Origin of the sequence: Oscillibacter sp. CAG:155, from assembly GCA_000436875.1 — a bacterium.
Taxonomy (GTDB): domain Bacteria; phylum Bacillota; class Clostridia; order Oscillospirales; family Oscillospiraceae; genus Oscillibacter.
Window position 1 is genome coordinate 1 of record FR890831.1, and the last position, 18,044, is coordinate 18,044.

At 63.8% G+C, this 18,044-nt stretch carries 22 protein-coding genes; 6 read left to right on the forward strand and 16 right to left on the reverse strand.

Annotated features, from left to right (window positions below; genetic code table 11):
- The 14 genes from QZL67_RS00795 to QZL67_RS00860 form a co-directional block, all read right to left on the reverse strand.
- Window positions 1–497 (reverse strand): HAD family hydrolase (locus QZL67_RS00795; RefSeq protein ID WP_292919600.1); only part of this gene is annotated, 497 nt, incomplete at its 3' end.
- A gap of 126 nt (window positions 498–623) precedes the next feature.
- Window positions 624–1,457 carry a histidinol-phosphatase HisJ family protein gene (locus QZL67_RS00800; RefSeq protein WP_022288887.1) on the reverse strand — a complete coding sequence of 278 codons (834 nt, stop codon included), beginning with the start codon at window positions 1,455–1,457 and terminating at the stop codon, window positions 624–626.
- Window positions 1,454–2,089, reverse strand: coding sequence for a bifunctional phosphoribosyl-AMP cyclohydrolase/phosphoribosyl-ATP diphosphatase HisIE (gene hisIE, locus QZL67_RS00805; protein ID WP_022288888.1), 636 nt, complete (start codon window positions 2,087–2,089; stop codon window positions 1,454–1,456). Before hisIE ends, QZL67_RS00800 begins: the two co-directional genes overlap by 4 nt.
- A gap of 78 nt (window positions 2,090–2,167) precedes the next feature.
- The gene (gene hisF, locus QZL67_RS00810) at window positions 2,168–2,923 is read right to left on the reverse strand and encodes an imidazole glycerol phosphate synthase subunit HisF (protein WP_022288889.1); all 756 of its coding nucleotides are present in this window, start codon (window positions 2,921–2,923) and stop codon (window positions 2,168–2,170) included.
- Complete coding sequence (gene hisA / locus QZL67_RS00815) at window positions 2,917–3,636, reverse strand: 1-(5-phosphoribosyl)-5-[(5-phosphoribosylamino)methylideneamino]imidazole-4-carboxamide isomerase (RefSeq protein ID WP_022288890.1); 720 nt, start codon at window positions 3,634–3,636, stop codon at window positions 2,917–2,919. Before hisA ends, hisF begins: the two co-directional genes overlap by 7 nt.
- A 41-nt stretch (window positions 3,637–3,677) precedes the next feature.
- Window positions 3,678–4,148 carry a pyridoxamine 5'-phosphate oxidase family protein gene (locus QZL67_RS00820; RefSeq protein WP_022288891.1) on the reverse strand — a complete coding sequence of 157 codons (471 nt, stop codon included), beginning with the start codon at window positions 4,146–4,148 and terminating at the stop codon, window positions 3,678–3,680.
- 15 nt (window positions 4,149–4,163) lie between these two features.
- Window positions 4,164–4,775: an imidazole glycerol phosphate synthase subunit HisH gene (gene hisH, locus QZL67_RS00825; RefSeq protein WP_022288892.1), complete on the reverse strand. Its 612-nt coding sequence runs from the start codon at window positions 4,773–4,775 to the stop codon at window positions 4,164–4,166.
- A 1-nt stretch (window position 4,776) separates the two neighbouring features.
- Window positions 4,777–5,364 carry an imidazoleglycerol-phosphate dehydratase HisB gene (gene hisB / locus QZL67_RS00830; RefSeq protein WP_022288893.1) on the reverse strand — a complete coding sequence of 196 codons (588 nt, stop codon included), beginning with the start codon at window positions 5,362–5,364 and terminating at the stop codon, window positions 4,777–4,779.
- Between the two features lie 12 nt (window positions 5,365–5,376).
- The gene (gene hisC / locus QZL67_RS00835) at window positions 5,377–6,441 is read right to left on the reverse strand and encodes a histidinol-phosphate transaminase (RefSeq protein WP_022288894.1); all 1,065 of its coding nucleotides are present in this window, start codon (window positions 6,439–6,441) and stop codon (window positions 5,377–5,379) included.
- A 4-nt stretch (window positions 6,442–6,445) separates the two neighbouring features.
- Window positions 6,446–7,741 (reverse strand): histidinol dehydrogenase, encoded by a 1,296-nt coding sequence (hisD, locus tag QZL67_RS00840; protein WP_022288895.1) that lies wholly within the window; start codon window positions 7,739–7,741, stop codon window positions 6,446–6,448.
- Window positions 7,738–8,310, reverse strand: coding sequence for an ATP phosphoribosyltransferase (hisG, locus tag QZL67_RS00845; RefSeq protein ID WP_292919602.1), 573 nt, complete (start codon window positions 8,308–8,310; stop codon window positions 7,738–7,740). Before hisG ends, hisD begins: the two co-directional genes overlap by 4 nt.
- On the reverse strand, window positions 8,201–9,328 hold the full coding sequence (locus tag QZL67_RS00850) for an ATP phosphoribosyltransferase regulatory subunit (protein ID WP_022288897.1): 1,128 nt from the start codon (window positions 9,326–9,328) through the stop codon (window positions 8,201–8,203). The genes hisG and QZL67_RS00850 overlap by 110 nt, the downstream gene beginning before the upstream one ends.
- A 202-nt stretch (window positions 9,329–9,530) precedes the next feature.
- Window positions 9,531–11,000: a MerR family transcriptional regulator gene (locus tag QZL67_RS00855; protein WP_022288898.1), complete on the reverse strand. Its 1,470-nt coding sequence runs from the start codon at window positions 10,998–11,000 to the stop codon at window positions 9,531–9,533.
- 70 nt (window positions 11,001–11,070) lie between these two features.
- On the reverse strand, window positions 11,071–12,180 hold the full coding sequence (locus QZL67_RS00860) for a PhnD/SsuA/transferrin family substrate-binding protein (protein ID WP_022288899.1): 1,110 nt from the start codon (window positions 12,178–12,180) through the stop codon (window positions 11,071–11,073).
- Window positions 12,181–12,334: 154 nt separating this feature from the next.
- Between QZL67_RS00860 and QZL67_RS00865 the strand changes: the two genes are divergently transcribed.
- From QZL67_RS00865 to QZL67_RS00875, 3 genes are all read left to right on the forward strand, one after another.
- The gene (locus QZL67_RS00865) at window positions 12,335–12,679 is read left to right on the forward strand and encodes a cupin domain-containing protein (RefSeq protein ID WP_022288900.1); all 345 of its coding nucleotides are present in this window, start codon (window positions 12,335–12,337) and stop codon (window positions 12,677–12,679) included.
- Window positions 12,680–12,866: 187 nt separating this feature from the next.
- Window positions 12,867–13,355: an RNA polymerase sigma factor gene (locus tag QZL67_RS00870; RefSeq protein ID WP_022288901.1), complete on the forward strand. Its 489-nt coding sequence runs from the start codon at window positions 12,867–12,869 to the stop codon at window positions 13,353–13,355.
- Window positions 13,339–14,394, forward strand: a complete 1,056-nt coding sequence (locus tag QZL67_RS00875; RefSeq protein WP_022288902.1) for a DUF4179 domain-containing protein — start codon at window positions 13,339–13,341, stop codon at window positions 14,392–14,394. Before QZL67_RS00870 ends, QZL67_RS00875 begins: the two co-directional genes overlap by 17 nt.
- A 144-nt stretch (window positions 14,395–14,538) precedes the next feature.
- On the opposite strand, the gene QZL67_RS00880 is transcribed toward QZL67_RS00875, so the two are convergent.
- Window positions 14,539–14,805: a hypothetical protein gene (locus QZL67_RS00880; RefSeq protein WP_022288903.1), complete on the reverse strand. Its 267-nt coding sequence runs from the start codon at window positions 14,803–14,805 to the stop codon at window positions 14,539–14,541.
- Between the two features lie 248 nt (window positions 14,806–15,053).
- On the opposite strand from QZL67_RS00880, the gene QZL67_RS00885 reads away from it, so the two are divergent.
- Window positions 15,054–15,779, forward strand: coding sequence for a hypothetical protein (locus tag QZL67_RS00885; RefSeq protein ID WP_022288904.1), 726 nt, complete (start codon window positions 15,054–15,056; stop codon window positions 15,777–15,779).
- 51 nt (window positions 15,780–15,830) lie between these two features.
- Here QZL67_RS00885 and QZL67_RS00890 read toward each other — a convergent pair whose 3' ends face one another.
- The gene (locus QZL67_RS00890) at window positions 15,831–16,355 is read right to left on the reverse strand and encodes a nitroreductase family protein (protein ID WP_022288905.1); all 525 of its coding nucleotides are present in this window, start codon (window positions 16,353–16,355) and stop codon (window positions 15,831–15,833) included.
- A gap of 168 nt (window positions 16,356–16,523) precedes the next feature.
- On the opposite strand from QZL67_RS00890, the gene QZL67_RS00895 reads away from it, so the two are divergent.
- Both QZL67_RS00895 and QZL67_RS00900 read left to right on the forward strand, forming a co-directional pair.
- Window positions 16,524–17,687, forward strand: a complete 1,164-nt coding sequence (locus QZL67_RS00895; protein ID WP_022288906.1) for a pyridoxal phosphate-dependent aminotransferase — start codon at window positions 16,524–16,526, stop codon at window positions 17,685–17,687.
- A gap of 142 nt (window positions 17,688–17,829) precedes the next feature.
- Window positions 17,830–18,044 (forward strand): sporulation transcriptional regulator SpoIIID (locus tag QZL67_RS00900; RefSeq protein ID WP_292919604.1); only part of this gene is annotated, 215 nt, incomplete at its 3' end.

Here is an 18,044-nt window from a genome sequence, read left to right on the forward strand (position 1 = left end):
CCCACGAAAAGCGTCCGGGCCGGTTCCGCCTTCAGCTCCCCCAGCACCAGATGGATGCCGGCGGGGTCCGGCTTCACCGGCACACCGGGCACCTTGCCCCGGATCAGGTGGAACACGCCGGGGAAAAAGTGTTCCACGATGGTCTTGCTGAACTCGTGGGCCTTGTTGGAGTAGACCGCCAGGGTGATCCCACGGCCCCGCAGGTCCGCCAGCAGCTCCGGGATGCCGTCATAGGGAGCCGTGCGGTCCAGGTTGTGGGCACCGTAATAGGCAGAAAACTGCTCCAGTGTCTCCGCCAGCTGCTGAGCACTGCGGCACTCCGGCGGGGAGAACTTCTCCACCAGGTTGGGAATCCCATGGCCCACCATGGCCTTGAACTCCTCCACCGAATAGGTCCGCCAGCCGTTTTTCCGGCACACCCAGTTGCCCGCCGCCGCCAGATCGTCAATGGTATTGAGCAGCGTTCCGTCCAGGTCAAAAATCACTGTCTGATACATGCCGCGCCTCTTTTGTCCTTAAAATGTTCTTTCCCATTGTAGCAGGTCCCGGTGCCGTCCGCAATCTGCAAAGAGACAAAAGGCGCGGCATTCGCCGCGTCTTTTTGTGCCATTTTCCGCAAGGGATTAGAGGGGACACGCCGCGCGGCCGGAAGCCGTCAGGATCATGCACCGGGTATAGCCTGCGGCCCGGGCCCAGTCCGCCGCCTGCCGGTAACCCCAGACCACCGTGCCCGTCTGGTGGCTGTCGGCGGTGAGGATGATCTCTCCTCCCCGCTCCCGCCACGCCCGCAGCAGGAATTGGGCGGGATAGGGTGCGCTGCGGTATCCCCGGGAGACGGCGCCGGTATTGATCTCCAGCAGCGTCCGCTCCGGGTCCGCGGCGTGCAGAGCCTCCAGCGCCGCCGCCCGGTAGCGGGGGGCGGTCTCGTTGAAGAACGCGGCGGACTCATTGAACTTGGTGACAAGGTCGATGTGGCCCAGGATGGTGGGACACCGGGCGGCCATGGCCGCCACGTCGGCGTAATATTCCTCCGCCATGGCCAAGACATCGCCACAAAACATCTCGTCCCGGCACGCCGCCAGCTTTTCCCGGTCCCAGTCCACGCAGTGATACGCCCCATTGGCCGGGTCGTAGAGATTGTGGACGGAGCCGATCCAGTAGTCCGCCCAGTCCGGCACCGGCTGGGGGGAGCAGCTGTCCTGCTCGATGCCCAGCAGCACCTCCATCCGGCCCCGATACACCTCCCGCAGCCGCTCCAGCCGGGTGCGGTAGTCCGTCAGGTCCTCCGGCAGCACGCCGCCCGCGTCGTGAGGCACCGGGGTGTGGCTGTGGCCGGAGGCGCCGAAGTACCGGACCCCGGCGGCAAAGGCTGCCGCGGTCATGGCCTCCAGAGAATCCCGGCCGTCACAGAGATCGGAGTGGGTGTGGACGGAGCACTGCTCCGGCGCAAAGCTCATTGCATCCGCTCCTGCTTGACCTTATGGTCGATGACGTGGCGCTTTTCCAGCTCCGCCGTCACATCCTCCACGGTGATGCCCATCTGGACCATCAGCACCATCACATGGTAGGCAAGGTCCGCGATCTCGTAGATCGTCTCCTCCTTGTCCTCCTTGCGGCCGGCGATGATGACCTCGGTGCACTCCTCGCCCACCTTCTTGAGAATCTTGTCCAGGCCCTTTTCAAAGAGATAGGTGGTATAGCTGCCCTCCTTGGGTTGGGTCTTGCGGCCCTGAATCAGGCGGTAAAGGCCCTGATAGCTGAACTGCTTGAGTTCTTCGGAGAGGTAGATCTCATTGAAAAAGCAGCTCTCGGCGCCGGTGTGGCAGGCGGGGCCGTCCTTGACCACCTCCACTACCAGGGCGTCGCCGTCGCAGTCAGCGGTGATGGACACCACATGCTGCACATTGCCGCTGGTCTCCCCCTTGCGCCAGAGTTCCTGGCGGCTGCGGCTCCAGAAGCAGGTGCGCCGCTCGTCGATGGTGATGGCCAGGCTCTCCTCGTTCATATAGGCCAGCGTCAGGACCTCCTTGGTGTAGTGGTCCTGGACGATGGCGGGAATCAGGCCCTTTTCGTCAAATTTCAGTTCCATAGCGTCTTATGCTCCTTTTTTCTTGTCCATGCATTGGCAATGCGGACGCAAACGCAGTCTCCGCCCGCTTTGTCTTTTTCAAAGCCGCATCTCCACACCCTTGCCCCGGAGGTACTGCTTGAGGCTGCGGATGTCCACCTCGCCGGTGTGGAAAATGGAGGCAGCCAGCCCCGCGTCGATGCCGGGGTGGGTGAAAAGCTCCGCAAAATCCTCCATCTTCCCCGCGCCGCCGCTGGCAATGATGGGTACGCCCACCCGGGCTGCCAGGGCGTCCAGCATGGGGAGGTCAAAGCCCTCTCTGACGCCATCGGTGTCGATGGAGTTGAGGACGATCTCCCCGGCGCCGTTTTCCACGCCCCGGACCGCCCACTCCATGGCGTCGATGCCGGTGTCCTCCCGGCCGCCCTTGGCAAAGAGCCGGAACTGCCCGTCCACCCGCTTGACGTCCATGGAGAGGACCACGCACTGGTCGCCGTACTTCTTGGCCGCCGCGCCGATAAGGGAGGGGTCCGCGATGGCGCCGGAGTTGACGGACACCTTGTCGGCGCCGCACTTCAAGACCCGGTCGAAGTCGTCCAGGGTCCGGATACCGCCGCCCACCGTCAGGGGGATGAAGATCTCGCCGGCCACGCGGCGGAGAATGTCCGTAAAGAGGCTGCGGCCCTCGGCGGAGGCAGTGATGTCGTAGAATACCAGCTCATCGGCGCCGGATTCATTGTAGAACCGGGCCATCTCCACCGGGTCTGCCATATCCCGCAGTCCCTGGAAGTTGGTCCCCTTCACCACCCGGCCGTCCTTGACGTCCAGGCAGGGGATGATGCGCTTTGCTAGCATGTCCCCACCTCCTCAATGACGGCCTTGAGGTCCAGACGGCCGGTGTAGAGAGCCTTGCCCAAAATGGCGGCCTTGGTACCGATGGTCTGCAGCTCCCGCAGCTCCTCGATACTGCTGATACCGCCGGAGGCGGTGATCTCCAGCCCCTCGATTTCCGCCAGCTCCCGGTAAAGGTCCAGGTTGGTACCCTGTTCCGCCCCGTCCCGGGAGATATCGGTGTAAATGACGGTCTTCACCCCGGCATCCCGGAGGCGGCGGCAGAAATCCACACCCCGCTCCGCTGAGAGCTCCTTCCAGCCGCTGACGGCCACGAAGCCCTCCCGGGCGTCCACGCCCACGGCGATGCGCTCACCGTAAGTCCGGGCCATCCGCTCCGTGAAGGCGAAGTCCTTCACCGCAATGGTGCCCAGGATGCAGCGGCTCACCCCCAGGTCCAGATACCGGCGGATGCGCTCCTCGGTGCGGATGCCGCCGCCCACCTCGATGTACAGTCCGCCCTGCCGGACCAGGGCGGCGATGGTTTCAAAATTGGCCAGGGTGCCGTCCCGGGCGCCGTCCAGGTCCACCACATGGAGGTACCGGGCGCCGGCGGCCAGAAAGCCCCGGGCCACGGCGCAGGGGTCCGCGGCATAGACGGTCTCCTGGTCGTAATCCCCCTGGTAGAGACGGACCACCTGTCCGCCCCGCAGGTCAATCGCCGGAAAAATCTGCATACGTTCTCTCCTCTTTGCCGTGCTCGCTCCGTATCGGATGCTCAAAGGTGCTCCTTGCAGGCAAGCGTCTCCACGTCCAGCCGGCAGACACACACTTCCGCCAGCATGGCCGGACCGTACGTCCACTGGTCTCTGCCGGTGCTCTGGCGCATGATGGCTGTGAGGCCCTCCTCCTTTTCCGCGGGGTCTGTGACCTCCCGGACGGAGCCCTCGCCGATGACGCTCCGAAAAGCAGCGGTATAGTCGCAGGCCTTCTCACCGCCCTGGAGGCGGTAGCCGGTGTCCAGTTCAAAGGCTGCATAGCCGTTTTGCCGGATGAGGTCCATCTTCCGGCCCTCCTTGGCCCCGTGGAAGTAGAGGACATGGTGCCCCTCCTGCTCCACATGGCCGAAGTTCACGGGCACCACATACACCCGCTTTCCGTCCGCCAGTCCCAGCCGGCAGACGCTGCATTCGCCGATCACCGCCCGGATCTTCTCGGGGTCTGTGATTTCCCGGTCTTTTCTGCGCACAGCAGTTTCCTCCTTTTACAGTTCTCCAAATGCCTTGAGCAGCCGCAGTCCCGCATCGCCGGACTTCTCCGGGTGGAACTGGGTCCCCCAGACGCTGCCGCTGCGCACCACGCCGGTGACGGCCACGTTGCCGTACTGGGACACGGCCAGCGTACTCTCCTTGCAGTTGCGGGCGTAGAAGCTGTGGACATAGTACACATACTCCCCGTCCCGGAAGTACCGGAACAGGGGGTCGTCCCGCACCACATGCAGGCTGTTCCAGCCCATGTGGGGCACCTTCAGCGCCGGGTCCTCCAGATCCGCCCGCAGGTCCGTCACCTCACCCGGCACCAGTCCCAGGCCCGGGTGGTCCCCGTATTCGCTGCTGCGGTCAAAGAGCAGTTGCATCCCCAGGCAGATCCCCAAAAGGGGCTTGCGCTCCGCCTCCTCCCGAAGCACAGGCACCAGTCCCGTGGCGTCCAGTTTGGCCCGGGCGTCGCCAAAGGCGCCCACGCCGGGGAGGATGATCCGGTCTGCCGCCCGCAGCTCCGCCGCTTCCCGGGTGACCCGAGCCTCCAGCTCCAGTGCCCGGAGGCTGGAGACCAGGGAGAAGAGGTTCCCCACTCCGTAATCCACAATGGCGATCATCTTACAACAGTCCCTTCGTGCTGGGAATCTCATCCCGGTGTTTTTCGTCCAGGGCCACGGCCTGCTTCAGCGCCCGGCCGGCCCCCTTGAACACCGCCTCCAGAATGTGGTGGGTGTTCTCTCCCGAAAGCTCCCGGAAGTGGAGGGACGCGGGACAGTGGCGCAGGAAGCCCAGCCAGAACTCCTTGCCAAGTTCCGTGTCGAAGTCCCCCACCTTCTGGGCGGGCAGGTCCACCGCCCAGCCCAGATACGCCCGGCCGCTCAGGTCCACGGCGCAGAGTACCAGCGTCTCGTCCATGGGCAGCAGGAACTGCCCATAGCGTGAGATGCCCCGCTTGTCCCCCAGGCAGTTTTCAAAGGCCTGACCCAGGGCGATGCCGATGTCCTCCACGGTGTGGTGGTAATCCACCTCCGTGTCCCCCTGGCACTTGACGGTGAGATCGAAATCCCCGTGGCGGGCAAAGAGGGTGAGCATGTGGTCCAGAAACCCACAGCCGGTTTTGATGTCGGATGCGCCGGTGCCGTCTAAATTCAGCGTCAGGGCGATTCGGGTCTCCATGGTGTTTCGTTCAATGGCGGAAGTCCGCATGGCAATCCTCCTTTACAGCGCTTCCAGCAGCGCGGTGACCGCGTCTACCAGAGCCTCCATCTGCTCCATGGAGCCCACGGTGATGCGCACGTAGTCCCGGATGCGGTCGCTGCCGAACCAGCGCACCAGAATCCCGTTTTTCTTCAGCGTCCGGTACAGCTCCTCGCCGCCGATGCGGTCGGACTTGGCAAAGAGGAAGTTGGACTGGGAGGGCAGCACCGTAAAGCCCAGGTTCTCCAGCTCCCCGGCAGTCCAGGCCCGGGTACGGCAGATGGAGGCGCAGCAGGCATCGAAGTAAGCCTTGTCCGCCATGGCGGCGGCCCCCGCCTCCATGCTCAGGCGGTTGATGTTGTAAGGATTGAAACTGTACTTGACCCGGTTCAGGCAGGAGATCAGCTCCGGCTGGCCCAGGGCAAAGCCCAGCCGCCCGCCGGCCAGGGACCGGCTCTTGGACATGGTCTGCACCACCAGGAGGTTATCATACCGGAAGATCAGGGGCACACAGCTCTCGGCGCCGAAGTCCACATACGCCTCGTCCACGATCACCACCCGGTTAGGGTCAGCCTCCAGCAGGCGCTGGATCTCCGTCCGGGGCAGGGCCATGCCGGTAGGGGCGTTGGGGTTTGCGATGACGATGGTACCGGGGAAGTCCATATAGTCGTCCACGTTCAGCGTGAAGTCCTCCCGCAGGGGGATCACGGTGGCATTCAGGCCGAAGAGTGCCGCCTGGGACTGATAGAATCCGTAGGTGATATCGGCGTAGGCAACGCCCTTTCCCTCGCCGCAGAACGCCCGGAAGGCAAAGGCCAGCACCTCATCGGAGCCATTGGCCGCCAGCACGTTTTCCGGCTTCAATCCGTAGTAGTCCGCGATGGCCCGGTGCAGCGTGCCGCAGGTGGGGTCCGGGTAGAGGTCCAGCTTCAAAAGCTCCGCCCGGGAGATGGCCTTGACCACCTTGGGGGAGGGAGGGAAGGGACTTTCGTTGGTGTTGAGCTTGATGTACTGGGCGTCGGTGGGCTGCTCGCCGGGGGTGTAGGGCGCCAGGCGCCCCGCCTCCCGGGAAAGAAATCGGCTCATGGTATTACTCTCCCTTCTTGTCATCGGTTTCACAGCGGATCGTCACGGACCGGGCGTGGGCCTCCAGGCCCTCCCGCCGGGCAAAGTCCGCGATCCGGGGGGCGGCCTCCTGCAGCGCCGTCTGGGGATAGTAGAGAAAGCTGGACTTCTTGACAAAGTCGTCCACGCTCAAAGGACTGGAGAACCGGGCGGTGCCGGAGGTGGGCAGCGTGTGGTTGGGCCCGGCGTAGTAGTCCCCCAGGGCCTCCGGGGCGCTGCGGCCCAGAAAGATGCTGCCGGCGTTGCGCACCCGGCTGAGCAGGGCGAAGGGATCGTCCACGCACAGCTCCAGGTGCTCCGGCGCGATAGCGTTGGCCGCCTCCGCCGCCGCTTCCAGGCTGGCGGTAACGAAGATGCGGCCGTTGGTCTTCAGGGACTTGCGGGCAATGTCCTGCCGGGGGAGCTGCTCCAGCTGGGTCTCCACCTCCCGCTGCACGGCCCGGGCAAGGTCCATACTGTCCGTCACCAGCACGGCGGAGGCGTGGATATCATGCTCTGCCTGGCTCAGAAGGTCCGCCGCCACCCAGGCGGGGTTGGACCTGCCGTCGGAGAGCACCAGAATCTCGCTGGGGCCGGCGATCATGTCGATAGCCACCTGGCCGAATACCTTCCGTTTGGCGGCGGCCACAAAGACGCCGCCGGGACCCACGATCTTATCTACCCGGGGCACGCTCTCCGTGCCGTAGGCCAGGGCCGCCACCGCCTGGGCGCCGCCGATCTTGAAGATCCGGTCCACTCCCGCCACTTTCGCCGCCGCCAGGGCCGCCGGGCTCACGGACCCGTCCGCCTCCGGCGGGGTCACCAGTACGATGTCCTTGACTCCCGCCAGCTTGGCGGGGATCACGTTCATCAAAATGGTGGAGGGAAAGGCCACCGGGCTCCGGGGCACGCACACGCCCACCTTCTCAATGGGGGTGTACCGCTGGCCCATGACAATGCCGCCCTCCCGGGTGAGAACAAAATCCGAGTGGATCTGGCGGCTGTGGAAGGTGCGGATGTTCTCCGCCGCCAGCTCCAGAGTCCGCCGGAAGTCAGCATCCGTCGCCTCCCAGGCCGCCTCCAGTTCCGCCTCCGTCACCCGCAGGTCCGTCAGTTCCGCGCCGTCAAAGCGACGGGTATAGTCCCGCAGCGCCTCGTCGCCCCGGGTTCGGACTGCTCCGATCACCGCATCCACCGCGGCGCTCACATCCGCCTCCGCCTGGGCGTCCCGGCGCAGCAGCCGGGCCGGGTCCAGCTTTTCCACGCGTTCAATGGGAATCACGACTCGGTCACCTCCGTCAGACGCCGCAGGAGCTTGTCGATCTGCGGCCGCTTGAATTGATAGCTGGCCCGGTTGGCAATGAACCGGGCGGAAATGGGCATAAACTCCGTAAGGACCTTCAAATCGTTCTCACGCAGCGTGGTGCCTGTCTCCACAATGTCCACGATCACATCGGAAAGGCCCAGAATGGGGGCCAGCTCGATGGAGCCATTGAGTTTGATGATGTCGATATCCCGGCCCTGGGCGGCGTAATAGCGCTTGGCGATGTTCACAAACTTGGTGGCCACCCGCAGCGTCCGGCTCTGGTCCTCCGTGAAATCCTTGGGCCCCGCCACGCACATGCGGCACTTGCCAAGGCCCGTGTCCAGCAGCTCATAGACGTCGGCGCCGGACTCGGCCAGGATGTCCTTGCCCACGATGCCGATGTCCGCCGCGCCGTGCTCCACGTAAATGGCCACGTCACTGGGCTTGACCAGGAAGTAGCGGATGCCGGCAGCGGGGTTTTCCACCACCAGCTTGCGGGGGTCGCTGTAGGACTCCGGGCAGGCTGTAGGACTCCGGGCAGCCATAGCCCACTCCCGCCAGCAGGTCGTAAACCTTGTCGCCCAGCCGGCCCTTGGGCAGCGCCACGTTGAGCATCACCGTCTTCCCGCTCTCCGGCTGGGAGAGCCGGTCCAGCTCGCTGAGATAGAGGCCATAGCCGATGGCCCGGGCACCGGGACGGAACTGCTCGGCCAGGGGGTCATACTGCCCGCCCCGCAGCACCGCCCGGGGACTGCCCGCCAGATACCCCTGGAACACCAGGCCGTTATAATACTCCATGTCGTTAACGAGGGACAGGTCCAGCTTCAGATTTCCCGTCTGACCCTGAGCCTCCAGGGCAGCACACAGCGCCCGCAGCTCCGCCAGAGCGCTGCCCATAGCGGCGTTGAGGGCCAGGGGCTCCGCCGCGTCCACTACCGTCTCCCAGGGACCGTTCAGCACCCAGAGCCGGCACAGTGCCTCCGTCCCCTGGGGAGAGAGGCCCGCCTCCGCCGCGCAGCGGCGCAGCTCGTGGCGGTTCTTGTCCCGGATGCACCGCAGCAGCTGGAGCCGGGATGATTCCGGCGCCCCCACCGCGTCCATCAGCCCGGAGACAAATCCCATATGGCTCAGCTCCAGCACAAAGTCCCGCTCCGTCAGCGCCAGACTGGAAACCGCCAGGGACACCACCTGGGCCGCTGTATCCTCCTCCAGGCAGCCGATGCACTCCAGGCCCATCTGGCTGATCTCCTGGAAGGTGTGGCTCTCCTGGCTGGGACGGTACACATTTTCCAGATAATAGAACCGGCCGCAGCTCCCCTGCTCCACCTGGGCATTTTTCGCGATGGAGAGCGTCACGTCCGGCTTGAGGGCCATGAGGCGCCCGTCCAGATCCGTAAAGGAGAGGACCTGCTCGTCGGAGAGAAAGCGGCGGTTTTGCTGATAGAGTCCGTATTCCTCAAACCGGCTCATGTGGTATTGGCGGAAGCCGGCGCGCTCATACAGCTGCCGCAGCTGCAGGGAAAGCCGCTCCTGCGGCCGCAGAAAATCCAGATTCAGTTCCAAGGAAGCCCCTCCTCGCAGTTGATTTGATGTTGGTTATTTTACTTCATTTTATTATCAAAGTAAAGCGCTAATTCGGTAGTAAATAAAATTTTTCAGATTTGCACAAAGCCGCTCCGCAAAAGCAAAAGGTACAGGGTGATTTTACACCCTGTACCCAGCCTGCCGGAAGACCCTTCCCACAGGCTGCTCAAGTTTTCCGCAATCACGGCTCCACTTCCATGGTAAAGGTGAAGGCAAAGCGGTTGTCTGTCTCATTTATGGGTACAGCGATCCCTGTGGAGCCGGAGGGTGCAAAACTCTTGACCTCCGTCTCCAGGGTGATGGCAAGGTCCCCCTGGCGCAGAGAGAAGCCCTCCTCCCAGTCCGCCCGATCCAGCGCCGCCAGCTGGTCCTGACGAGGGCCGGTCCAGAAGGAGGCATCCTCCCGGGCCCAGGCAAAGGCCATCAGGGCAACCGCCATTCGCTCGGTAGGCAGGCTGTACCACTCTTTGGTGTTCTCCGCCTCTCCGGAGAGGGTCACAGCGGTGAGGCGGTCGTTTTTCACCGTATAGCGGAACTGCTCCGCGCCGGGGAGTTCTTCCCCGATGTCGACCCGGAACACATTGGGTTCCGGCGGCGCCTCCCGCCAGCTGCCTGTCTCGTCAAGGCAGCCTCCCAAGTTTACGCCCACGTAGTCGGCCTGCCGGTTGAAGTTTTCCGCGAACTCCGCCACCGTCAGATCCCCCCGGTTGGGCGGCAGCTGGCAGGCGCAGTTCACGCTCTCGCTGCCCAGCAGTACCGCCGCCCCCACCGCCGCGAACGCCAGGGCGTATCGGATTCGGAAAGGGGCCGCCGTATAGGCCACGCCCTCGTCCCAGGGCTGGGGCTCCTGGTTGGAGCAGCGGGTAGCGGAGCGGTAGAGCTGCACCAAAGACAAGATGGGAATGTAACAGCCAAGACCGTGCCAGAGCATCCGGAGATAGCGGTTCAGACCCGCGCCGTAGGAGAGTTTTTTCCCGTCCGGTGCCGTCAGGCGCATACCCAGAAGGGCCTTGCCCGGCGTGGCGGCAAAGAGACGCAGGCAAAGAGGCTCCAATAGCCCCAGTAAAACCGTGGTCCCCAGATTCATGGCCAGGGCATTGGCCCGGGCAGGATTGTACCCCGCAAGGCACATGACCACCAGCAGCGCCATGGTCAGCAGCAGGTAGTCAAAGAGCCGGGCCAGCAGCCGCCGGGGGATGCTGTATACCGTGGGCAGCGCGTCCGCCGCCGGCAGGCCCGGGGACCGGGCGTCCGCCCACCAGGTGCCGTTTTCCTCCGGCAGGGCCGGGGCGTCCAGATCCTGGAGATACCGTCCGGCGTCCAGCTCTGCAAAGCTCACCCCGGCGTCCCGCACCGCGCCGCACACCGCCTGCACCCGGCCCAGGGAGGCCCGTTCGCTCCCCAGCGCCGCCAGCCGCCGGTCCAGTACAGCATCCAGCGTCTCTCCGCCCTGGATCAATGCCCGCACTTCCTCCACGGACACCCCCAGCCGCCGCAGCAGCTTGATCTTCTCCAGGGTCCGCAGGTCCTCCTCGCTGTATGAGCGGTAGCCGTTTTTCAGCCGCTCCGGGTGCAGCAGCCCCTCCGCCTCATAATAGCGGATATTGGCCCGGGGCACCCCCGAGCGCTCTTCCATCTCCTTACTGGTCATGCAGATGCCTCCCTTCTGCCGTCAGTGTAAAGGATAAAGCCGCTTGAAGGTCAAGTCTTTTTTCAAAAATTCAGGACATTTCGCCCCCCAGCACCTCGCCCCGGGCTGTCATCAGCCGGCGCAGCGGGTCCAGGCTCTCGTCCGTCAGCGGGGCGAAGTGAGAACATCCCAGCACCTCCATCCGCTCTGGCGTGTCCCGGTTCAGCTGGGAAAGAACCTGCTCCAGCCCCGCGGCAAACCGTCCGTCGGTCAGGTCCGGCCGCTCTGACGGCACGGCCGCCAGGGTGGTATAGAGCGGCTCTGTGACGGCGATGACCTGCACCTCGTCCCACACGCTCTCTTCCCGGTCGAACCCCTGCATGCCGCTCTCCGCCGTCCGCAGCGGGGAGAGGGTCCAGGCCTCCGCCACATCCATCCGGGCATCCGCCCGGATGGGGAAGGCGTCGATCTCCCCGGCGGCCGCCGCCCGGAACAGCGCCTCGTAACTCTCGTAGGCCGTCACGTCTGTAAGGTCACCGATCTGGTTTCCCTCATAGGTATCCTCCAGCCACAGCTCCAGACACTGATAGCCCCCCAGGGAGTCCTCCCCCAGAACCCCCCAGCGGGCGTGGTCCAGCTCCTCCCAGGTGGGGGTATCCCGCTCCGCCAGCTGACGGCCGTACTCCGTGGGTGCCGTGCAGATCAGGGAGAAGGTCCCCCCCTGCCAGGGTGCATCTTCGTCATAGCTCCGGGCGTTTTCCGCTCCGTTCCAGTCGGCAGGGTCGTCACCGGCCGCCGGCGTCAGGCGGGGCTGAGGCGCGTCTCCCAGCAGCACCGCTGCCCCGCCGGAGCGCAAAAAATCCTCCGCCGGCAAAAAGGCCAGGTCCACACTGCCCTCCTCCAGGGCCTGTGCCGTGGCGGCAGGAGAAGGACCGATGGTCAACGTCACCTGGCCGATGCACCCGCCCACCTGGCCGATCTCCACGCCCGCCTGGGAAAACGCGTCCCGCAGCTGATTGGGCAGCTGGCGCTTATCCTCCAGCAGCTGCTCTGTGGACAGTCCGTTTTTGCTGATCTCCACCGCCAGCGTCTCCAGCGCCAGCGGCTCATCCGGCACCGATGGCTCTGTGACCTCCTGTCCGCAGCCCGCAAGGCCCGTCAGCAGCGCCCCCAGCACCAGCAGGGAAAAAAATCTTCTCATAGGCCGCTCCTTCTTTTCCGCGGCTTCTGGACTTTCTCCCGCCGCTCTGCTACAATACGTTTCAACACCGCACTGCGGCGGTCACTTCATTTTATCACCCGGGCCATTCCGGCGCAAGCGCCTGTCCGGGCCATCATCAAGGAGGAACAGCCCCATGTATACACTGTCTGAAAACTGCCCCCGGAAAGACGTCTGCGTCCAGAACGGCAAGGGCCTGATCCATATCAAAGACCTGACCGACAAGGAAGGTCTCTACGGCCACGGCCGGATGTTTGCCCACGTGACGGTGGACCCCGGCTGCTCCATCGGCTATCACAACCATGAGCACGAGACCGAGTTCTACTACATCATCAAGGGTGAGGCCGTGTTCAACGACGACGGCAAGGAAGTGATCGTCCACGCCGGCGACATCTGCGCCACCGGCTACGGCCACTACCACGGCCTGGAAAACCGGACGGAGGAGCCGGTGGAACTCATCGCCCTGATCGTAATGGAATGATTCTCTCCCGGCAAAAAAGAGCGGCCCAGCCGCTCTTTTTTCTTTGTCCGGCACACCCCGGGGCGGTCCCTCCCACCGCCTCACAGCCGCCGCGGCCGCCTCTTTTTTAATAATTTTCAATTCCTCTGAAAGTTTTTCCGTCGCCCGGTCGTATCCTTTATGAGCGCGCGCCGAAGGAGTTGACACCATGAATCAGAACGAACGAGCGGAATATCTGGCGCAGACCTATGCCGACGCCATTCTCCGCCTCAGTTACAGCTATTTGAAAAACACCCACGACGCCCAGGATATCTGCCAGAGCGTGTTCGTGAAACTGCTGACAGAGCCCCGGGAGTTTGACTCTCCGTCCCATGAACGGGCCTATGTGCTGCGGATGGCAGCCAACGCCTGCAAGGACCTTTTGAAAAGTCCCTGGCGCAGGCGGACCTGTGACCTGGCGGCCTGTGCGGAGGTCCCCGCCCCGGAGGCGGAGGACGGCTCGGTGCTTGCGGCAGTCAACCGCCTGCCCGCCCACTACCGGGCAGTGATCTACCTTTTCTATTACGAGGGATACCAGGCCTCCGAAATCGGTGAGATCCTGGGCATCCCCACCGCCACCGTCCATACCCGGCTGGCCCGGGGACGGATGCGTCTGAAAAATCTTTTGGGAGGTTACGGCTATGAACAGACAGTCTGAATATCAGCGCACTCTGGATTCCCTGCACTTTACCCCGGAGCAGAAATCGGACATCGCCCGGCGGGCCCTCCAGGCCGCTCAGGGGCAGCAATCCCACACCCGCCGTCCCATCCGGCGGACCGCCCTCATCGCCGCAGCGGCGGTGCTGGTGCTGGCGGTAGGCACCGCCGGCGCCACCGGTATCCTCAAGTCCGCCGGAGAGGCCTTCGCCCCCATCTTCGGCGCAAGCGCCGCCCAGACGGAGATCATTGACAAGATCGGCTATCCCGTGGGCGCCAGCGCCACGGACAACGGCGTCACCATCACCGCCGACGCCGTGATGGGCGATCAGTACAACGCCGCCATCGTCTTTACCATCACCCGGGACGACGGCACGGCCCTGCTGCCGGCAGGAACAGAGGACGACATGCTGCTGATCCGGGGCAGCGGCGCGGACCTCAACATTCTGGGCGGCTCCCACGGCGGCAGCTGGTTCGTGGATGAGGACCCCACGGACGACACGCTCCAGATGGTGCAGACCATCAGCTCCGACGTGCCCCTCAACGACTGCACCGCCACGGCGGAGTTCGACAACATTTACCGCTGGGACGAGGCATCCGGGGAGAGCGTCCCCGTCATCGAGGGCCACTGGAAGTTCCGCTTTGATGTGCGGTATGAGGACGCCTCCGTCACTCTGGGCGGCGGCGAGGTCTTCACCCAGGACGGCATGACGTTCACTGTGGACTCCATCTCCCTCTCCCCTGTGGCGGTGAAGGTAGACTACACCGTGGACAGTGAAATTCCCCAGAGCAATACCCCCAGCGGCCAGCTCTCCGACGAGGACGCCCGGGAGCAGGCGCGGTATTTTGAAAATGTGGAGATCCTGCTGACCAAGACCGACGGCACCGTCATCGATCTGAGCAACGCCGGCGGCAGCATCTCTCCCGAGGACGGCGTCACCGTCTGCTCCAAGGGTACGGTGTTCAGTGAGATTCTCCCCCTGGAGGACCTGGAGAGCCTCTCCGTGGGAGGCATCGTCTACCCCATCCAGGCCTCCTGACCGGGCAGGGCGTCCTGTCCTCACAGACCACCGGTATAGTTTCCGAACCGCCGGTTCAACACCAAAACACAAAAGGCCCGCCGGGCGCTTGCGTCCGGCGGGCAGAGCCTGTTCGGAACTGCTGCGGACAGGTTTTTCATTTGTTCAGATCTGTTTCAGCACTTCCTGTGCCCGTGGGATGTCCTCCGGGCGGACAGAGAGGTAATAGGTATGGCGGTCAATCTTCCCGTTGGGGCCGAAGTCCCGGTGGTCCAGCTTGGCGCCGCAGCCGCAGACAGGCATCTCTGTATCATAAAAGCCGGACTCCATGATCCGGATGCCCGCGGCCTTCAGCGCGCGTTTGGCCGCTTTCCAGCGGGGGGCGTCGCCCCAGACCTCAAATACCTTCTCCCGCTTTCCAAACAGGGCCATGGGTCAGTCCTCCTTGTTATTTTTCTACCGTTTTTTTAAAATTGTTGTCGCATACTGCCGTCCGGCCGGGGCAGACAGCAGCTGTGCCGGGCCAGGGCGCCGGCATTTCCGCCGGATGATTTCAGTGTAACCTAATTTCTCCCCCGGTGCAAGAGCCCCCCTTCCACCCCGGCACACCGCGTTGACAGCGCCGCAAAGAGGTGCTATGCTCACCTCACTGACGATACCATGGACAGGGAGGACTGGATATGGAACACTGGAAACGCACACGGCCGGGAGCGGTACTGATCGGTCTGGCGCTTTGTCTGGGGCTGCTGACAGGCTGCGGAGCATCCCCGCAGATGGATGCAGCAGACGAGCATCCGCAGACACAGACGTCGGCAGATGCAGACAACGGCACGTCCCAGGAAACTCCGCCGGAGGAGATGCCTCCGACCCAAACATCCGGCGGAGACACAGAGGACAGTAGCACGTCCATTTCCGCCCTGCCGGATGATTTTCCCATGGAGCTGACCTTCTCCAGCGGTGCGGGAGGCTGGCGAACCCTGCTGACCCTTCAGCCCGACGGTTCCTTCACCGGGCAGTACACCGACTGGGACGGCGGCGGCGACCCCAGCCAGTACCCCAAGGGGATCTACTATATCTGCACCTTCAGCGGGACTTTCAAAGACCTGCGGCAGCTGGACGACACCACCTATTCCATGACGCTGGACACCCTGACGGCCCAGGAGACCGAGGGAGAGGAGTGGACGGAGGACGACACCCAGTACATTGGCGCCGCTCCCTACGGTCTGGAGGGCGGCAGCGAGTTTTTGCTCTATGCCCCGGAGGCCTCCACAGAGGTACTGACCACCGACGTGCTTCAGGCAGAGTGGCCCCAGTGGAACCTGCCGGAGACGGTACCGGAGAGGCAGCTGGGCTGCTGGATGCTGTACAACCAGGAGATGGACCAGGCGTTTTTCTCCTATGACTGACAGCAAAGCGGCGGCAGGGAACTCCCTGCCGCCGCTTTTTCCGCCGCCCCGTTACGGACGGATGATGTAGCCCTCTTTCCGGGGCTTGGGTGCGGGTGCCGGTCCGTCGGCATAGCCCAGCACGCAGTGGCCAACGCCTCGCAGCGTGGCGGGCAATCCCCACTTTTTCAGCAGCTCCTGGCCCTCCGGCATGTCAAAGAGCTCCATGGCCCGGTTGATCCAGCAGGACCCCACGCCCAGGGAGGCCGCCGCGTTCATCAGATTGCCCATCACCAGGGAGCCGTCCTGAAGCCAGGTGGGTCGCGTTCCGTCCGCCAGGACCACCACCGCAGTAGGCGCGCCGTAGAAGGGATCGGTCCCGGGTTTGCCCATGATCTGGGCGTTCATCCGGGAGAGGTAGGCAATGGTCTCCGGGTCCTGGACCACCACCATCACCGGAGACTGAGCGCCCATGCCGGTGGGGGCCCAGGTGCCCGCCTCCAAAATGACGTCCAGCTCTTCCGGCTTGATCTGCTCCGGGCGGAACTTCCGGATGCTCCGGCGCTCTTTGAGCACCTGCAGCGTTTCATTGGTCATTGGGACACGCTTCCTTTCCTTGCAAAAATCTTCTTTCTGATTATAGCACGGCATTTCCACCGTGGGAAGGTATTTTCCCCGCACCGGAAATTTGTTGGTTTTTTATCTTTTTTTCCGGCCCGGATTTCAGTACAATGCAGATATCGAACCATGAAAGGAGCGACCTTCATGCCCCAGCCTCTGTCCCAGCGCACCGCCAGCTTCACCGACTCCGTGATCCGGCGGATGACCCGCGTGTCCCTGAAATACGGCGCAGTCAACCTCTCCCAGGGATTCCCTGACTTTGATCCCCCCCAGGCGATCCTGGACCGTCTGGCGGAAGTGGCCCACACCGGCCCCCATCAGTACGCCGTCACCTGGGGTGCCCAGAACTTCCGGGAGGCCCTGGCCAAAAAGCAGTCCCGCTTCATGGGCCGGACCATCGACCCGGACAAGGAGATCGTTGCCACCTGCGGGTCCACCGAGGCCATGATGTGCGCCATGATGACCGTCACCAACCCCGGCGACAAGGTGGTGGTGTTCTCCCCGTTCTATGAAAACTACGGCGCCGACACCATTCTCTCCGGCGCCGAGCCCATCTACGTGCCTCTGCATCCCCCCGCCTTCACCTTTGACGTGGACGAGCTGGAGGCCGCCTTCCGCCAGCACCCCAAGGCATTGGTGCTGTGCAACCCCTCCAACCCCTGCGGCCGGGTGTTCACCCGGGAGGAACTTTTGACCATTGCGGAGATGGCCACCAAGTACGATGTCTACGTCATCACCGACGAGGTCTACGAGCACATCGTCTACGCCCCCCACAAGCATACCTACTTCGCCACCCTCCCCGGCATGTGGAACCGGACCATCTCCTGCTCCTCCCTCTCCAAGACCTACTCCATCACCGGCTGGCGGCTGGGGTACATCATCGCCCCGGAGGAGATCATTGAGCGGGCCAAGAAGGTCCACGACTTTTTGACCGTGGGCTGCGCCGCACCGCTGCAGGAGGCGGTGATCCCCGCTCTGGAGTTCGGCCAGGACTACTATGACGCCCTCCTTGCCAAGTACACCCACAAGAAGGAGCTGTTTTTGAAGGGTCTGGACGACCTGCACATTGCCCACAACGACCCGGAGGGCGCCTATTACGTGCTGCTGGACATCAGCGAGTACGGCTATGAGAGCGACCTGCAGTTCTGCAAGAACCTGGCCCGGGAGGTGGGCGTGGGCGCCGTGCCCGGGTCCAGCTTCTTCCGGGAGCCGGTAAACCACCTGATCCGGCTGCACTTCGCCAAAAACGACGACACCCTTAACGAGGCCCTGAACCGCCTGGAGCGGATGGCCAAGCTGAAAAAATGAACCTGCCGCCCTGGAGTCCCCGGGGCGGTCTTTTTTCAGGTGCGGACCCTTCCCCGTTTGCCCGCGTTTCCGCCCTCCTCCCGCATAACCCCCTCCTCAGGCGCATAGTCTTTAGCAACAAGAGGTGGGGAGTGAACGCGTTTTGAAGGGTAACATGGAGGAGCGGGCGGAACGCCTGGCCCTTTACATCATAGAGAATCGGACCACGGTCCGCGCCGCCGCACAGAAATTCGGCATCAGCAAGTCCACCGTGCACAAGGACATCTCAGAGCGGCTGCCCCAGTTCAACCGGGCGCTGTATCTCCAGGTCAAGGAGATTTTGGAAGTCAACAAGGCCCAGCGGCACATCCGGGGCGG

Bases quoted from the DNA above. Each gene is read 5' to 3' on its own strand.
- QZL67_RS00870 (WP_022288901.1), top strand. From the start codon at position 12,867: ATGAATCAGAACGAACGAGCGGAATATCTGGCGCAGACCTATGCCGAC.
- QZL67_RS00875 (WP_022288902.1), top strand. From the start codon at position 13,339: ATGAACAGACAGTCTGAATATCAGCGCACTCTGGATTCCCTGCACTTT.
- hisA (WP_022288890.1), bottom strand. From the start codon at position 3,636: ATGCAGATTTTTCCGGCGATTGACCTGCGGGGCGGACAGGTGGTCCGT.
- QZL67_RS00860 (WP_022288899.1), bottom strand. From the start codon at position 12,180: ATGAGAAGATTTTTTTCCCTGCTGGTGCTGGGGGCGCTGCTGACGGGC.
- hisF (WP_022288889.1), bottom strand. From the start codon at position 2,923: ATGCTAGCAAAGCGCATCATCCCCTGCCTGGACGTCAAGGACGGCCGG.
- hisG (WP_292919602.1), bottom strand. From the start codon at position 8,310: ATGGCTGCCCGGAGTCCTACAGCCTGCCCGGAGTCCTACAGCGACCCC.
- QZL67_RS00895 (WP_022288906.1), top strand. From the start codon at position 16,524: ATGCCCCAGCCTCTGTCCCAGCGCACCGCCAGCTTCACCGACTCCGTG.
- QZL67_RS00855 (WP_022288898.1), bottom strand. From the start codon at position 11,000: ATGACCAGTAAGGAGATGGAAGAGCGCTCGGGGGTGCCCCGGGCCAAT.
- hisH (WP_022288892.1), bottom strand. From the start codon at position 4,775: ATGATCGCCATTGTGGATTACGGAGTGGGGAACCTCTTCTCCCTGGTC.
- QZL67_RS00890 (WP_022288905.1), bottom strand. From the start codon at position 16,355: ATGACCAATGAAACGCTGCAGGTGCTCAAAGAGCGCCGGAGCATCCGG.
- hisC (WP_022288894.1), bottom strand. From the start codon at position 6,441: ATGAGCCGATTTCTTTCCCGGGAGGCGGGGCGCCTGGCGCCCTACACC.
- QZL67_RS00865 (WP_022288900.1), top strand. From the start codon at position 12,335: ATGTATACACTGTCTGAAAACTGCCCCCGGAAAGACGTCTGCGTCCAG.
- QZL67_RS00800 (WP_022288887.1), bottom strand. From the start codon at position 1,457: ATGAGCTTTGCGCCGGAGCAGTGCTCCGTCCACACCCACTCCGATCTC.
- hisB (WP_022288893.1), bottom strand. From the start codon at position 5,364: ATGCGGACTTCCGCCATTGAACGAAACACCATGGAGACCCGAATCGCC.
- QZL67_RS00885 (WP_022288904.1), top strand. From the start codon at position 15,054: ATGGAACACTGGAAACGCACACGGCCGGGAGCGGTACTGATCGGTCTG.
- QZL67_RS00880 (WP_022288903.1), bottom strand. From the start codon at position 14,805: ATGGCCCTGTTTGGAAAGCGGGAGAAGGTATTTGAGGTCTGGGGCGAC.
- hisIE (WP_022288888.1), bottom strand. From the start codon at position 2,089: ATGGAACTGAAATTTGACGAAAAGGGCCTGATTCCCGCCATCGTCCAG.